The organism is Lelliottia sp. 7254-16 (assembly GCF_002922995.1).
Taxonomy (GTDB): domain Bacteria; phylum Pseudomonadota; class Gammaproteobacteria; order Enterobacterales; family Enterobacteriaceae; genus Enterobacter; species Enterobacter jeotgali.
In genome coordinates, this window is the sequence record NZ_PQVS01000001.1 from 284,865 (window position 1) to 299,040 (window position 14,176).

16 protein-coding genes are annotated in these 14,176 nt (G+C 52.6%); 5 read left to right on the plus strand and 11 right to left on the minus strand.

The genetic code is table 11. From position 1 onward, the window contains the following. Positions 1 to 7 precede the first annotated feature (7 nt). A complete protein-coding gene (locus C3708_RS01370; RefSeq protein WP_095282019.1) occupies positions 8 to 556 on the minus strand; it encodes a GNAT family N-acetyltransferase in 549 nt (182 codons plus the stop codon). Between the two features lie 96 nt (positions 557 to 652). Between C3708_RS01370 and C3708_RS01375 the strand changes: the two genes are divergently transcribed. Continuing rightward, entirely contained in the window at positions 653 to 1,141 is a 489-nt protein-coding gene (locus tag C3708_RS01375) for a GNAT family N-acetyltransferase (protein ID WP_095282020.1), read from the plus strand. Then, positions 1,138 to 1,578: a GNAT family N-acetyltransferase gene (locus C3708_RS01380; protein WP_103948965.1), complete on the plus strand. Its 441-nt coding sequence runs from the start codon at positions 1,138 to 1,140 to the stop codon at positions 1,576 to 1,578. The genes C3708_RS01375 and C3708_RS01380 overlap by 4 nt, the downstream gene beginning before the upstream one ends. Before the next feature lie 6 nt (positions 1,579 to 1,584). Here C3708_RS01380 and tam read toward each other — a convergent pair whose 3' ends face one another. Continuing rightward, positions 1,585 to 2,343, minus strand: coding sequence for a trans-aconitate 2-methyltransferase (gene tam / locus C3708_RS01385; protein WP_103949096.1), 759 nt, complete (start codon positions 2,341 to 2,343; stop codon positions 1,585 to 1,587). A gap of 48 nt (positions 2,344 to 2,391) precedes the next feature. Beyond that, on the minus strand, positions 2,392 to 2,967 hold the full coding sequence (locus C3708_RS01390) for a nuclear transport factor 2 family protein (RefSeq protein ID WP_103948964.1): 576 nt from the start codon (positions 2,965 to 2,967) through the stop codon (positions 2,392 to 2,394). Between the two features lie 111 nt (positions 2,968 to 3,078). Between C3708_RS01390 and C3708_RS01395 the strand changes: the two genes are divergently transcribed. Further along, on the plus strand, positions 3,079 to 3,963 hold the full coding sequence (locus tag C3708_RS01395) for a LysR substrate-binding domain-containing protein (RefSeq protein WP_103948963.1): 885 nt from the start codon (positions 3,079 to 3,081) through the stop codon (positions 3,961 to 3,963). 154 nt (positions 3,964 to 4,117) lie between these two features. On the opposite strand, the gene C3708_RS01400 is transcribed toward C3708_RS01395, so the two are convergent. The 7 genes from C3708_RS01400 to C3708_RS01430 are packed head-to-tail and all read right to left on the minus strand — an operon-like array spanning position 4,118 to position 11,148. Next, the gene (locus C3708_RS01400; RefSeq protein ID WP_233210383.1) at positions 4,118 to 4,588 is read right to left on the minus strand and encodes a hypothetical protein; all 471 of its coding nucleotides are present in this window, start codon (positions 4,586 to 4,588) and stop codon (positions 4,118 to 4,120) included. Beyond that, positions 4,575 to 5,339 (minus strand): winged helix-turn-helix domain-containing protein, encoded by a 765-nt coding sequence (locus C3708_RS01405; protein ID WP_103948962.1) that lies wholly within the window; start codon positions 5,337 to 5,339, stop codon positions 4,575 to 4,577. The genes C3708_RS01400 and C3708_RS01405 overlap by 14 nt, the downstream gene beginning before the upstream one ends. 55 nt (positions 5,340 to 5,394) lie before the next feature. Further along, a complete protein-coding gene (locus tag C3708_RS01410; protein ID WP_103946268.1) occupies positions 5,395 to 6,087 on the minus strand; it encodes a molecular chaperone in 693 nt (230 codons plus the stop codon). After that, positions 6,059 to 7,402 (minus strand): fimbrial protein, encoded by a 1,344-nt coding sequence (locus C3708_RS01415; protein WP_103948961.1) that lies wholly within the window; start codon positions 7,400 to 7,402, stop codon positions 6,059 to 6,061. The genes C3708_RS01410 and C3708_RS01415 overlap by 29 nt, the downstream gene beginning before the upstream one ends. After that, the gene (locus C3708_RS01420) at positions 7,399 to 9,879 is read right to left on the minus strand and encodes a fimbria/pilus outer membrane usher protein (RefSeq protein WP_103948960.1); all 2,481 of its coding nucleotides are present in this window, start codon (positions 9,877 to 9,879) and stop codon (positions 7,399 to 7,401) included. Before C3708_RS01420 ends, C3708_RS01415 begins: the two co-directional genes overlap by 4 nt. Further along, positions 9,866 to 10,579, minus strand: a complete 714-nt coding sequence (locus tag C3708_RS01425; RefSeq protein WP_233210387.1) for a molecular chaperone — start codon at positions 10,577 to 10,579, stop codon at positions 9,866 to 9,868. Before C3708_RS01425 ends, C3708_RS01420 begins: the two co-directional genes overlap by 14 nt. Before the next feature lie 14 nt (positions 10,580 to 10,593). Further along, positions 10,594 to 11,148, minus strand: coding sequence for a fimbrial protein (locus C3708_RS01430; protein ID WP_095282028.1), 555 nt, complete (start codon positions 11,146 to 11,148; stop codon positions 10,594 to 10,596). A gap of 635 nt (positions 11,149 to 11,783) precedes the next feature. Between C3708_RS01430 and C3708_RS01435 the strand changes: the two genes are divergently transcribed. Together C3708_RS01435 and C3708_RS01440 are read left to right on the plus strand one after the other, a co-directional pair. Then, positions 11,784 to 12,062 carry a VF530 family DNA-binding protein gene (locus C3708_RS01435; protein WP_095282029.1) on the plus strand — a complete coding sequence of 93 codons (279 nt, stop codon included), beginning with the start codon at positions 11,784 to 11,786 and terminating at the stop codon, positions 12,060 to 12,062. A 7-nt stretch (positions 12,063 to 12,069) separates the two neighbouring features. After that, positions 12,070 to 13,377 carry a glycoside hydrolase family 10 protein gene (locus C3708_RS01440; protein ID WP_103948958.1) on the plus strand — a complete coding sequence of 436 codons (1,308 nt, stop codon included), beginning with the start codon at positions 12,070 to 12,072 and terminating at the stop codon, positions 13,375 to 13,377. A 6-nt stretch (positions 13,378 to 13,383) separates the two neighbouring features. Here the strand turns inward: C3708_RS01440 and dsbG are convergent, their stop codons facing one another. Beyond that, positions 13,384 to 14,145 carry a thiol:disulfide interchange protein DsbG gene (dsbG, locus tag C3708_RS01445; RefSeq protein WP_095282031.1) on the minus strand — a complete coding sequence of 254 codons (762 nt, stop codon included), beginning with the start codon at positions 14,143 to 14,145 and terminating at the stop codon, positions 13,384 to 13,386. Positions 14,146 to 14,176: the final 31 nt, after the last annotated feature.

Genomic DNA, 14,176 nt, shown 5'->3' on the forward strand with positions numbered 1-14,176 from the left:
TGAATATTCAGGAACGCGGCAACGCGTTCCATTCATCGCGGGTGATTTCCCACAGCTCTGAGTCCAGCTCACCGCTAACGTAGGATTTCTTTTCGGTTCTCACCAGGCGCATCCCGCTGCTCGCTGAAATCTTCTGAGAACGTTCGTTAACGGCGGCTTTTGGGGCTCGCAGAACCGGTTTGTTTAGCGTATTGAACCAGTAATCTGTTGCGGCAATACTGGCTTCGCGCATATATCCCTGGCCTTGCCATTCGGGTGTCAGCCAGAATCCACGGTTATTATCTTCCACGTCGTACAAACAGATCAGACCCACCAACTCGTCAGGCGAAGCTTTGCGACGAATCGTCCAGAACCATGCAACACCATTTTCCACGTCCGGCAAGGCGACGTTATTGACGTAATTCTCTGCACCATCGTCCGGATAAGGCCACGGCACGCTCGCTACCATATAGCGCACGATCTCCCAGCGCGGATATAGCTTCTGAATTTGCGCCGCATCTTTTGCTTCCAGCGGTTTAAGCAACAAGCGTTCGGTGGTCAACGTTGGTGTATTCACGGCTCGTATCTCCATTTTTTGTCGTTATGTTTTTGTTTGCCTTCTGCTATTTTCATGATTATCACATTCTTTGTTATCTGAATAGCCGAGGAAAATATGACCTTAAGACTGGCCGTGCCAGAAGAGGCTGAAAAGCTCTGGGAAGTTCGTAATCTTGCTATCCGCGCAGGCTGTCAGAGCAGCTACGATTCTGAAGTGATCGCCCGATGGACTCCGGAGGCGATGCCTGAAAGCTATCGTCAGGTCATCATCGATAATCCTTTTTACGTAGTAGAAGATGAGAAGGGCGAAATTGTGGCGAGCGGCTATCTCGACCTTGATGCAAATAGCGTGGAAGCAATTTTTACCGTACCCGAAGCCGCGGGAAAAGGACTCGCGGGACGAGTCATCACAGCGATACTGAGCAATGCACGCGAGCGCGGTATTTCTCGATTAACGCTTTCCTCAACGCCAAATGCACACACTTTTTATCAGAAACACGGATTCATCACCCTGGGTGAAAGCCTGCATCTTTCAAGAATGGCGGGCGCTGAGTTGCGCTGTTTCAACATGGCCATTGATTTATCCGATGAGGAGAAACCATGACAGTAATCGTGAGAGCATTGCGCAAAGGCGATTATGCCGGCTGGCGTCCGTTGTGGGATGGTTATACGGCGTTTTACGCATGTGAACTCGATGAATCCGTGACGGCATTAACATGGGAAAGGGCGCTCAACTCGCATTCGTCCCTGTTTTGTCGGGTCGCAGAAATCGATGGCAAGGTGATCGGTTTTGCCATGTGCGTGCTGCATGAAGGCACTTGGACCACCGCTCCCGTTTGTTATCTTGAAGACTTGTTTGTTGATGAAAATGTTCGCGGAAAAGGTGCCGGAAAGGCGCTGATTGAGGCGCTCCAGGCGGAAGGAAAACGCGAAGGGTGGTCAACGCTCTATTGGGTGACACGTCAAAACAACCCTGCGCGAAAACTCTACGACATGTTTAGTGAAGCAGACGATTTCGTCCGCTATCGCGTGTCGCTCTAAACTGCGTTATGGCTCGCGACGAGCAACGATAAACAGACGCGGAAACGCCAGCAGTATCTGACCGTTTTCCTGGAGCGGATACTGCTGTTCCAGAAGCTCGTGATAGCGCTCCAGATAGTTCCGCTGCTCATGCTCACTCAGTTCCTGCAACCAGGGACGCAATCCCGTCGCGCTGACCCAGTCGATGATGGCCTGATGAGAACTCATTTTGTGATAGTACGTTGTGCGCCAGATATCCACGTCGCATCCCGCATCGGTCAGAATATCAAAATAAGCATGAACGCCGGGCAACGGGTCGCGGCTACGGTCAGGAAAACCTTGCTCATACGCCACTTCTCGCATCAGAACGTGGGTAGGTTCATCGCGGTTATCCGGCATCTGAATCGCGAGCACGCCGTTCAGTTTGAGCAGAGAAACCAGGTGCGGGAGTAGCTCATAATGGTCGGGTATCCACTGTAACGACGCGTTGGCATAGACCAGATCGACGGAATGCTGAGGACGATACGTTTTTATGTTCGCTTCAATAAACTGACACTCGGGTAAGGCCACTCGCGCCTGTTCCAGCATCGCGGGCGAATTATCCACGCCAACAATATGTGCTGATGGCCAACGCTGGTGCAAAAGCGTAGTGCTGTTAGCCGGGCCGCAGCCCAGATCCAGAACCTCAGAAACGTCGTTTAGCGCCACTCTTGCCAGCAATTCGGCGGCGGGACGGGTGCGTTCCGCGCCATATTGCAGATATAAAGAAGGATTCCAGTCGGCCATCATCGCATCTCCAGTTTGCGGTTTTCAGCAAGTGTAGATGATTTATGTTCAGGCGTTTAGCCAGGCCTGGCCATCGGCCTTCATTTTTCGCTCTAATTCGCTGCCACGAGTGGCAAAGACGCGCTTAACCGGAAAACCACTTTTTTCCAGTACATAGGCCAGCGCAGCATATTCACGCGGGTATTTTTCGGCCGTCGCCGTGTCTATTTCCACAAGCCCAAGAGGAAACGTGAAAGTGCCCATGTCATAAATGCTCTGACGATGGAACAGTTTCCAGACGCCATTTCGTTTTTCCATCAGATCGTAAAAACGATTATGTCCGTTACAGCCCACGTTAAGTTTGACGTTCTCAGCGATAATAATGGCGTTAGTTTCAACAATCGCTTTGTAGCCGTTGAAGGTGATAATCGGGCTGCCCATCAGATGTTTAGTCCGAATATCGGACGCTCCCATACGCTCTGAACCGGTCACAAAATCGCTGAACAATCCTTCAAACCAGGTCACCTCGATGGTGCCGTCCGGATGAAACAATGAACGCAGCTGCTCCCATTCGTTTAGATCCCGGTGGATCCAGCCATTGATCAGGTCGGTAATCTGCAGGCGATCTTCAATTCTGTTTTCCATTTCTGTGCTCCAGTGTGTGAAAGTTGTATGGAGTATTGACCTTACCTTCGATAACATCAAATAGCTTATAATGACAGATTAATCATTTTTACTGATGAATGGAGAGCGAACGTGGATTTACGCCAGTTACGCTATTTTCTGGCCGTAGCGCAAGAGAAACACTTTGGTCGCGCAGCCCAGACGCTAAACATCGTGCAGCCTGCACTCAGCATGCAGATTCGTGCCTTAGAGGAAGAACTCGGCGGCGCGTTATTTGTCAGAACCAGTCGCAGCGTTGAGCTGACCGAAGCCGGAAAATTGTTCCAGGCTGAGGCGCAACGCACGCTAGACCAGGCTGAGTTTGCCCGCCGATCTGTTGAACGGTCGCTACGCGGTGAAACCGGTACGGTACGAATTGGATTCGCCGGAAACGCCATTTTCAGCGGTCAACTGATGCAAGATTTACGTTTTTTCCGCAAACAGTATCCCGACGTAGAAATAACGCTGAAGGAAATCCCCCCGCAGCAGCAGGTGGAGGCGATCCTCGCCGGACAGCAGGATATTGGGTATACGCCTGATCACAGTAAAACCCTCACTGACGGGATTAACGTGAAGAGAATAGGGGAATGGGCGTTTCTGGTGGCGCTATCGAATGAACATCCGCTGGCTGAACATCCGTATTTCACTTTCGAGATGCTCTCCGGCGAACCGCTGATCCTCTACGATGCCCATGACACACATGAAAAGCTTTACCTCCTGTTGAGTCAGAAACTGAAGAGTGCTCTTAGGGTTGCGCATCGTTCTGACAGTTCGTTGAGCGTTTTGGCTCTTGCTGCCGCAGGACTCGGAATCGTGCTGGTTCCCGAACCACTAAAGCAGGTCAATATTCCAGGACTGGTTTACCGCAGCCTGAGTGCTTCGGAGTTAACGGCTAATTTGCTGATGATCAGCCGTAGTGATGAAACTAACGGCGCGGTTAGCGCTTTCTTAGCGCTGAAATCGCAAGGACAAGGATGACGATAATGATGCTGGATTCTGCCAGAGTTATGATTGGTGCGCATAATGTATATTATGTTAAATGCGATTCAAGCTTATCTAATCGGTTTACTTCCCAACCCCCCTGACTTCCTCCGCCACTTCAAAGAGCGCTGGATAGTTAAAAGCAAAAAACCTATCGTCGGCAAAACACCGATGGCGACCGACTGGTGTAGAACTGCCAGGTGCTGCTATTGAGTCGAATGATGCTGAAATAAAACGGCTCGTTTGATTTGAGATAGAAATCTGGCAGCGTCCTTGCCAGTAACGGATGGATCGTCGTGCCTCCTCCACTGGATGCAACATTATCCGATTCAAGAAAATAATCGTCATCCTTACGGGTAAAGGAAAACCAGACGTTTTGATTTACCGCCAGCGTCTCGGCATTTTTATCGGTTATTTGCCCGCGTAAAATAGCCACTCCACGCGTACCATTAAAAACGTATCTGACGGAAATATCGCCTTGAATATCCGGATACTCCATCATCATCTCTCCTGAACAATCGAAATGTGAACGCTGCCAGTTTTGTAACATTAACGTCGCCGCGATTGTTATCGCCACAGCGACGATGATGAAAACACTCCATTTAATATTACGCGCCCACATTTCTGGACTCCTTAAAATAATAATGTGTCACGCAGTCATTATCACGCCAGCGACTATATTGTTGGCGACAAGCTAATGCCGAGATCCGAGGGAAATTAGGATATAGCGTGAGATAAATCCAGGGATAACTCTGACAATCCAGCGTGCTGGCTTTTATAAATTGCAGATGTTTATCAAATTTCAGTACATCCTGATTCCCGTACCAGTGACATCCCTCCCCTACGCTCAGTGGTACATAGCGGCTGAGTCTGGAATCAAACTGTGTCTGCCAGGTCACCAATGCAGCGATAAAACAGCAAACAACGCCTGCCAGCAGCCACCAGGCTGTACGTTTGTGTGGCGGTTTCAACGTTTTTTCAACCGGCGTGACTGGCGGAGTTATTGGCTCATTACACAGAGTTGCTTCGGGCTCCTGCTCCTGGATCTCGAGCTGTGACTCAAGACGGATCCCGACTTTTGGCACGGTGACGATCAGCTCTTCATTCAGCCCCAACTCTTTAAACGCGCGGCGAAGCAATGATATGTTCTGATAGAAAGTATTATTTGTGACCTGAGCACCGTTAATAAACCAGACATGCTCAAAAAAATAATCGCGTTCGATGACCTGGCCTTGTCGCTGAATTAACAACAATAAACAACGAGTTGCCGGATTACTTAACGCTATGCGCTTCGTCTCATCTGATTTCGCGTGTAATACATTTCGCTCTGGCCAGAATACAACGGTGCCGTTGAGCAAAAAAACTTTTGCCATCGTGAGCCCTGAATGTGATTTTTTGTCAATTTATCTGAAGTTAGTTCATCCCTGGTTATTTTACGACAGCTGAAAATCCCCAGCGATTTCCTTCATCGTTAATTACCACAAAGTTTATCGTATTATTCAGCATTGCAGGAGGGGCCGAATTAAAAATCATGCTTCGGGAATGCGGTAATACCACTATTCCGCTTGTGGAATAGTCTCCGGAAGAAACATCAGCCAGTGTTATGTTCCAGGAACTATCATTTACAGCATGAATTATTCCACGCTCATAGCGAAAGCTCAGAAGATTGATGGATTTTTCAGTCAACACCTCTATTTTTTTTGGACGCCATAGAACTTTAAGCTGATTTCTTAGCGCAAGTCGCACTTTTTCACCAGTCGAAGAGGTCTTCTTCTCCGGCGGAATTTGATAAATATTGAGCCAGAAAAGTGACTCACGATCGTCGGCAAGTCCTGCACCCGTGGTCATGATCCGCAATTCTCGCTGCTCACCTGGCTGAATCTTCAGCACTGGCGGCAATACCACAAAAGGCGCACTGCTCTGCGAAGGCCCTTTCTCAGGCGCTCCGTCATCCACCCAGCTCTGCACCACCACCGGGTAATCTCCGTCGTTCACCAACTTTACCGTCCGCTGCGTCTCTCCATGATTGAAGATCACGCGCGTCGTGTTGATATTGACTGCCGCCTGTACGCTAAACGCCAGAAGCCACAGGCTACTGAATACGCAGTAAAACTTGTACATGTGACTGGTAGCTCCCCGCCGTTAATGTATCAGCCCCAAAACTGGCAAGGCGTGCCTCGAAGGTTTCGTTGTAATAATTCACGCCATCCTGGCTGCCATTTTGCTGCGTATTGCTGCCGATAACCGGCATCCAGCCGCCTTCTGTTCCACTGCCTGGCGTCGTCACCGCCATAAAATTTACCGATTTACCTGCCCTGTAAACCTGCACGCCCACGCCACGGGCATGTCCGGCGGCGCCGTATTGTGAGTCAAGCAGCCAGGTCACGGTTTTACCGGTGATCAAATTAAAACTCCAGCCGCTGTTGACGCTGCTTTCCGGCGCAAGCAGCCCCATTGCCACGTTACTTTTCCCCGTTGCAATGCCTGATATGACCGTCGATTCGCAGGCAAATCCTATCTGAAACGGTGCCGAGGCGTATTCCCCGCGTTTTAGCTGGGCAACCGAAATAACCGGCAAATGCACAACCGGGGTAAAGTCCGTCACCTGGCACATCGCCGCACGTTTAACGGTGATGCCGTTGTTATACAGGCTTATCACCGATGGCCAGTCATTGGCCCACCCGGCCCAGTTGCCTCCCCGGTGTGGCTGCCCGACTTTAATATCCCAGGACGAGGTTCCCGGCCCGCGAAACACCACATAGGCATTAGGGTTCACATAGCTGTTATAGCTCGCCGACTGTGCCTGATTCGCGTAATACCGCGTATCCAGCGTTTTGATAAGCTCTGCACTGATAGTGGAGAAATTTTTGGCCTTAATCAGGAAGTTACCGTTGGTGTCGAGATCCAGGTTTTCGAGCGGGCGTTGCTGCCAGCTGTCGGTGAATACGCTGCCCGTCGCGTCATGCGTCAGACGCAGCGCGACATTTTTCATCACCGTCAAACGGGCACCTGGTACGTCGTTCGCTTCATACCATCCCGCGTAAGCATCATCGCCGTTGGTTGACCAGGCTTCATAGAGTTGTCCGGCGGTATCTGGCGTACAGCGGAAAAAGACCTGTTCGGGATCGTAGCCACCGCCTTTGTGCGCATAGGTGGTGAACGGAATACCGCCGCTGGAGGTCAAAATTGTGCCTCCCGGCTGAAAACTGTTATTGCTGGTGATATCAACGGATTTGCTCAGGCCCGGCAGCAGCCCGTTCCAGGCATCGTTGCCGCCACCGGATCGCCAGTCATTGGCGATCCCATCCTTTGCGGCACTGAGCCGGTGCGAACCCTGCGCGCCGCTGCTCCCAGAGCTGTACGGGTAAATAATGTATTCGCAAGCAGCCTGCACTCCATAAGAAAACAGAACCAGCAGCAGGAAAAAAAGTCTCATGATTGTCCTTTTGCCACGCAGGCCAGTGTTAATGCAATCAGCGGTTCGGTGCGCTGTTGTTCGTTAAGTTTCCACGGCAGCGAGCAGTCACTGCCTTCGAGCGTTAATCGCCCTTGTTCGCCTTCCACTCGGGCATAAACCTGATTCCCCTGAGCCACCATGCCCACGACGCGCCCGCGATCGTCGATAACAGATGTGCCCACCGGCAGCGTCTCTTTACCGCTGACGGTAATAAGCAGCGGATAGCCTGCAAGCGTTGCAAAACGCAGTTTGACGGCAGCTCCGGCCATCGGCGCGACCCGACGCTGGCTCTCCTGTAGCTCTGCATTGGTGTTCATTGCACTGCCATCAAGTGTGACGTTGTTATAGCGATACGGGGTTAACGACGGGACCAGCGCGTAACCGCCACTGTTCACCGTTGATCCCTGCCCGCTGCCGACTCGAGCCCCTTCCGCGCCCGGAGCTTCCACCAGGGCGAAGGTGTCGCCCACCCACGGTCCGGTGACAACGCCGTGACGATGTACGACTACCGCCCCACGAACACCTGCCGTCCACTGCTGATAATTCTGCGCCTGTGAAACACTGCCATTCAGCGTGCCAAAGGCGGTATTTTTTTGTAGCGACCCGCTCCAGTCGGTAACATCGCCGGCTTCCCCCTGCCCCTGTTGCCAGCCTGTCGACAGCGCGTAATTGAGGCTTTCCTCATTGTCGAGTGCGCCAGACAGCGCCAGTTGAGCATTGCGCCCGGCCTGTTGAGCCTGGCTTGCAGACAGGGCCAGCGTGTGTTCACGTTCACCAAAACTGAGTGGCACGGAGAGTGTCAGCGTCGCCACATTCTCTTTTTGCGCTTGCGCGTTGTCACCGCTGCGCCACCAGGTATTCTGCCGACTGAAGGAAACGCCAAGCGTCACGCGACCGAACGTGGTGTTGTATCCTGCCTGCAGCTGGGTGCTGTTCCCGCGCCCGCCGTAGTAATCCATCATCGATCCGGAAACCCACAGATTGCCGTAACCGCCCAAGGTCTGATTAACGGTCGCGGTGAACTGATTACGCTGGCGCAGGGTATCCGAACGCCACGGCGTGTCGCGCCCGCTCACGCTTCGCTCGCCCAGCACGTCGCCGTAATCACGATAACCTTCTGTCGAGTAGCGATAACCCGCCAGTGCCACGTGGGTTCCTGTCGGACTGAAGGTTTTGCTCCAGTTGGTTTGCATCCGCCACCCACTCAGGGACTGAGACGCTATCCGCGCACGTGAACCAGTAAGATCGACGCCAAATGCGCCCAGCGTGGTCGCCAGAACGCCGCCGATCAATAGCGCCTGATACTCGTCACCGACACGTACGGCCCCATTCGCTGTCAGTAAATTGGTCATTCCCCGCTCCAGCGTGAAATCAGTAAACACGCCGTCGGCAGCACTGTAATCGCGGGTTTTTCCCGCCACCAGACCATAGCGCCAGACGCCGGGGCGCAACGACAACGGCACGCTGGCGTAAGGTACGGTGAAGCCGCTTTTTTTGCCGTCTGCCCCGGTGATTTCAACCTGCAAATCCCCATCCCACGCGGTGTTCGGCAAATCGTCGAGCACAAATGGCCCTTGCGGGACGCTGGTTTCGTACAGTGTGCGACCGTTTTGCTTAACCACGACGCGTGAAGGCGTTGATGCCGTTCCGCGAACCTCTGGCGCATAGCCGCGTCGGGACTGGGGCCACATCCGCTGATCGGTTTCCAGTTTGATGCCGGTAAACGCCATGCTGCCAAGCAGGTTACCTGGCGTGTAGCTCTCACCCACGGTCAGCACGCTTTCCAGTTTGGCAATCGGGTGCTGGAGCCAGGTTTGCAGCGCATCCCAACGCTGAGTTTCGCGATACTCATCGCGCCGCCAGTTTGCAGACGACTGCTGACGAAACTGCCAACTGCCCAGGTTGAAGCCGCTGCTCAGCCCCAGCCAACCGTAATCGCTCTGCTGGCCGCCATTTTTATTGTGGTAAACGTGCAAGTTGTAATTGCTGAACAGCACGCTTTCCCCGCTCTGCCACTGCGAGGGCGGAACGTAGTCCTGTGGCGTGCGTTTCATTGCTGCCTGCGGAACGCTCAGGTTCAAACGCAGCAGACCTTGATCGAAATCCCACCGTCCGCCGCTGATGCGCGCTTCAGGTTCAAGGCAGGCGTCCGGTGGCATTTCTGCCGCAGCCGTAACCCCTTGTTCATCCCAGAATTTCACGGGTAAACAAGGTGAAACGCGCCCTTGGGTATCCTGGCGAAACAACACGTCATCGCGCCCGATGTACTGCCCGTTCAGCCAGATATCGACGCTGTAGTGCCCGGGCGCAACCGCAGTTTGATCGTTAAACTGTGCCAGCCCTTTTTCGTAACCGCTGCCCAGCAATAACGCCTCATCGAAAGTGTATTCACTTGCGTATAAGGGCGTTATGCCGGGAAAAAGCAGCCAACACCAGTGCGGGTTAATGGCCGACATCGCCTTGATTCTCCACCGCCACACGACCGCTTAAGGTTGCGCCCTGATCGTTAATCCAGCGCATGTTTGCTTCCGCGATCCGAGAAACCTTTGCGGGCCATGAGACCGTCGCCCACGGCGCAATGGTTTCACTCTGAATACGCTGCTTTTTACCCGCATCGCCGACTTCAAGCGACGAAAGCGCGAGGTAATAGCCGCTATTGTTGCGCAAAAAAAGTGTGCCGTTCTGCAGCCATACTCGGCTGGTGCTCGCCATTTCCAGCGGCGATCCCGTCAGCCCGTTTGGTCTCATCAACACTTTGACCCGGCTACGCACCAGCACCAGCAACTGGTTGTCCGCCTGCGCGCCTTTTTCCGACGGTGGGATCTGAATAAAGTTGAACCACCACAGAGACTCCCTGTCCTGCGCGACCGGCTTACCGACATAACGCAGGCGCACGGTTTGTCCCGAATGGGCCGCCAGCCGGAAGACTGGCGGCGTGGTGACAAAAGGAGCGTTCGCGGTTTGCGGAGCAGATTGCGGATTGCCTTCATCCAGCCAGACCTGAACAACGCCGGGGAAATCGTCGCGATTGGTCAACTGCACGCTGACTTCCCGGCTATCGGCCGGATAAATAATCCGGCTGCCGGTCATCACAATGCTTGCCTGTGCGCTGGCACACATCAACATCCCGGCCAGAAATATCGCCATTCCTTTCATCACGCTGAACTCGCTTACAGGTAAGAAACGGCGTACTGCACGGCACCGACAACCGTACCGGCAGTCGCCCCGCCGTTCGGGCTGAAGTACTGCACCGCAAAGTCGTGTTCGCCGGTGGTGCTACCTGCTGCAACGGTAATCCCGGCAACCGGTGTCGCATCACGCAGATCGATAGCCGTGGTCCCCGCACTGTCGGTCATCAGCTGCAGCTCGACGTTTTGCGCTGTACCGGTGTTAGCCAGGTTGCCGCGCTCGGTCATGTTATTGGCGACGAATACAGTCTTGATATCCAGCGCATCAGCATCAACGGTACATCCGGTCACACCCAGGGTGAACGCCGTCAGACCCGCAGAAGAAGCCGCAGTGGCCAACTCGCTTTTGGCGACAGTGGGCAGTAACACTACCGGGCGCGCATTCACACCATTCACGGTCACTTCGCAGGTCTGCTCGGTCACTTCACCTTTAAAGGTAATGGTGTTGGCCGAGTCAGCGTGTGCCGTCTGCGCAATTAACAGCGCGAGGCTACCCGCAACAAATAGACGACAGGCATGTGAAGTATTGGTTTTCATATTGTCTTTCCTTAATAAATAAATACACGGCATCCTGACAATGCAACGCAATAGCGCTCCTCCGCTGAACGCGGAATGTTTATTTGCATGACGTAAAGAGACCAGTAATGTCTGTTGGCACCATAGGATTAACCCTACGATGATTGTTAGTTTAAGATTATTCCTGGTAATTAAAACCTTTGTTTTCTCAAATAACAAAAAGAGCGATCTTAAATAAGAAAAAAGGTGTTAAGATGAGTGTTAGTGCATTGTTTTATAACGATTAATATGATTTCTGATGAGCGAGATAATTTTTTTCTTAACTGCTTGAGAGACACTTAAAATTCATAAGATTCACAGATTAATAATATGTTGTTCACCCTCTGTACGGGTGTTGGTCGAGAAAATAGGTTAATTAACGGGAATGGAGTTATGAAGGATGGAAAGTCAGTAAGCATTGTATCGATCAATCCACAATAAAATCTCGCGGGTCGCCGAGATAAGTTTATATCTACCCAATATTATCTACAGCTTTTAATACGCCGGTCTGGTTCATCTGAACGATGGGCTAAACCCCCAGATTGTTTGCCGATAACCCGACTTTCTTGTACCCTTTGATTGCCCCTGAAGACTCACAGCAGAAACCGGATTTCACTATGGCAGCACACAATTCTAAAGATCCATTGCATGGCGTAACGCTTGAAATGCAAATCAACGCACTGGTTGCACGTTACGGTTGGGCTCAACTGGGCAAACTGATCAACATTAACTGTTTTAAAAGCGATCCCAGCGTCAAATCAAGTCTGAAGTTTTTGCGCCGTACCCCCTGGGCGCGTGCAGAAGTCGAAGCGCTGTACCTGGACTCACTGGAAGACGCAGCACCTGAAGATCTTGATAATGACCCCTGGGCCAATAGTCGACTGAAAAAGAGTTAACATCACGATGCCCTTACACGTTAAACGTACTGGCGCACTCATTTTTCTCGCGCTGCTGCTCGCCAGCTGCGCGTCCAAACCGCCAAAATCGTTAGTCACCCCGCTTCCACCGGTGACCAAACATCCGCTTCCCGACAAATCGCACAGAGACCAGGGGCCGATGCGCGGCATCTGGCTGGCGACGGTTTCCCGTCTCGACTGGCCGCCTGTTTCCTCTGTCAATATCAGTAATCCGGCTACCCGCAACAGCGTGCAGCAAAAAGCACTGACCGATAAGCTCGATAAACTGAAAAGTCTCGGCATTAACACGGTGTTTTTCCAGGTCAAACCGGACGGCACGGCGCTGTGGCCCTCAAAGATTTTGCCGTGGTCGGACACGCTGACCGGACATGTCGGGCAAGATCCTGGCTACGACCCACTGATGTTTATGCTTGATGAAGCGCACAAACGCGGCATGAAAGTTCACGCCTGGTTTAATCCTTACCGGGTAACGACTAACACCAAACCGGGAACGGTTGCGGAACTTAACCGCACTATCTCGCTCAATCCGGCCAGCGTGTTTGTCTTGCACCGCGACTGGATTCGCACCGCCAGTGACCGCTACGTGCTGGACCCCGGCATCCCGGAAGCCAGAGACTGGATTACCAGCATCGTGGCGGAAGTGGTTTCGTGTTATCCGGTCGATGGTGTGCAGTTTGATGACTATTTCTATACGGAAACGCCCGGCTCAACGCTTAATGACAGCCAGACATTCCAGAAATACGGCGCCGGGTTTGCGTCCAAAGCCGACTGGCGCAGGCACAATACCCAACAGCTGATAGCGCAAGTTTCGCGCTCGATTAAACAGCTCAGTCCAGGCGTGGAATTTGGCGTCAGCCCAGCCGGTGTGTGGCGAAATCGCTCACACGATCCTATGGGATCAGAAACCTCGGGTGCAGCAGCGTATGACGAAGCTTTTGCCGACACCCGTCTTTGGGTGCAGCAAGGTCTGCTGGATTACATCGCGCCACAGGTTTACTGGCCGTTTTCGCGCAAAGCCGCGCGTTATGACGTGCTGGCAAAATGGTGGGCGGAGGTCGTTAAGCCGACCAACACGCGCCTGTACATTGGCGTCGCGCTGTATAAAGTCGGTGAGTCTTCAAAGAATGAACCTGACTGGACGGTGAATGGCGGCGTGCCGGAGCTGAAAAAGCAGATCGATTTGAACGAATCGGTACCGCACATCGACGGTACCATCCTGTTCAGGGAAGACTATCTTAACCAGCCGCAGGCGCAGGAAGCGGTCAGCTACATCAAAACGCGCTGGGGTTCATAACCCCAGCTATTCCGGTTTGGGTCCGAACATCTCCAGCAGTTGCTTCTGATCGGGCATCCCAACCACCTGCTGCAACTCGTTCTTCTCATTCATATAATAGATGGCTGGCGTCGCGTTCGCGCCCAGCTCATCCATTAATTTCTGGTGCTGTTGGAGCACATTGAAGGTTTCTCGTGATGAGTCGCCTTTCAGCTCTGGCAGCGTTTTGCCCCCTGACAGCTCATACTCCTTCCAGGCTGCGACCGGATCGGCAGCATTGAGGATCGCCGTCGCATTCGGGCCGCTCTTCGGATTCAGAAATGCCACCAGCAGCGTATTCAATTGCACTTTACCGGCAGTGACCCACGGCTGTGCTTCAGCCCAGAACTTTTTGCAGTACGGGCAGAACGGATCGGCGAAAACAAACACCTTGCGGGGAGCCGTTTCTGCGCCCTCTTTCAACGCGTGCGTTTTGTTCAGGTTCTCCCACATCTGGCGGCCTAGCGGGATATAAATCTCTTTTTGAAAATACTCTTCACTGATATTTTTCCCTTTGTCATCATAAAGATAACCGGAAATAACGTGTTTCCCGTCTGGCGTCATAAACAGCGTCACGCCCATATCCTGATATTGGCCGATCCAGCTTTTAACCCCACCAGGCGCGTCAATTTCCTTGATATTTTGAATGCCCTGCTGCTCGCCAAAATGCTTCACGATCGGCGGAATATCGCTGGCAGCAAGGGCCAGCGCGGGGATAAACCATGTCGAGATGAAAAAAAGATTACGCATATCACACCCACAATGTTTAGACGCCTCGATC

Bases quoted from the DNA above. Each gene is read 5' to 3' on its own strand.
- C3708_RS01375 (WP_095282020.1), top strand. From the start codon at position 653: ATGACCTTAAGACTGGCCGTGCCAGAAGAGGCTGAAAAGCTCTGGGAA.
- C3708_RS01380 (WP_103948965.1), top strand. From the start codon at position 1,138: ATGACAGTAATCGTGAGAGCATTGCGCAAAGGCGATTATGCCGGCTGG.
- tam (WP_103949096.1), bottom strand. From the start codon at position 2,343: ATGGCCGACTGGAATCCTTCTTTATATCTGCAATATGGCGCGGAACGC.
- C3708_RS01390 (WP_103948964.1), bottom strand. From the start codon at position 2,967: ATGGAAAACAGAATTGAAGATCGCCTGCAGATTACCGACCTGATCAAT.
- C3708_RS01400 (WP_233210383.1), bottom strand. From the start codon at position 4,588: ATGTGGGCGCGTAATATTAAATGGAGTGTTTTCATCATCGTCGCTGTG.
- C3708_RS01405 (WP_103948962.1), bottom strand. From the start codon at position 5,339: ATGGCAAAAGTTTTTTTGCTCAACGGCACCGTTGTATTCTGGCCAGAG.
- C3708_RS01410 (WP_103946268.1), bottom strand. From the start codon at position 6,087: ATGTACAAGTTTTACTGCGTATTCAGTAGCCTGTGGCTTCTGGCGTTT.
- C3708_RS01415 (WP_103948961.1), bottom strand. From the start codon at position 7,402: ATGAGACTTTTTTTCCTGCTGCTGGTTCTGTTTTCTTATGGAGTGCAG.
- C3708_RS01420 (WP_103948960.1), bottom strand. From the start codon at position 9,879: ATGTCGGCCATTAACCCGCACTGGTGTTGGCTGCTTTTTCCCGGCATA.
- C3708_RS01425 (WP_233210387.1), bottom strand. From the start codon at position 10,579: ATGAAAGGAATGGCGATATTTCTGGCCGGGATGTTGATGTGTGCCAGC.
- C3708_RS01430 (WP_095282028.1), bottom strand. From the start codon at position 11,148: ATGAAAACCAATACTTCACATGCCTGTCGTCTATTTGTTGCGGGTAGC.
- C3708_RS01435 (WP_095282029.1), top strand. From the start codon at position 11,784: ATGGCAGCACACAATTCTAAAGATCCATTGCATGGCGTAACGCTTGAA.
- C3708_RS01440 (WP_103948958.1), top strand. From the start codon at position 12,070: ATGCCCTTACACGTTAAACGTACTGGCGCACTCATTTTTCTCGCGCTG.
- dsbG (WP_095282031.1), bottom strand. From the start codon at position 14,145: ATGCGTAATCTTTTTTTCATCTCGACATGGTTTATCCCCGCGCTGGCC.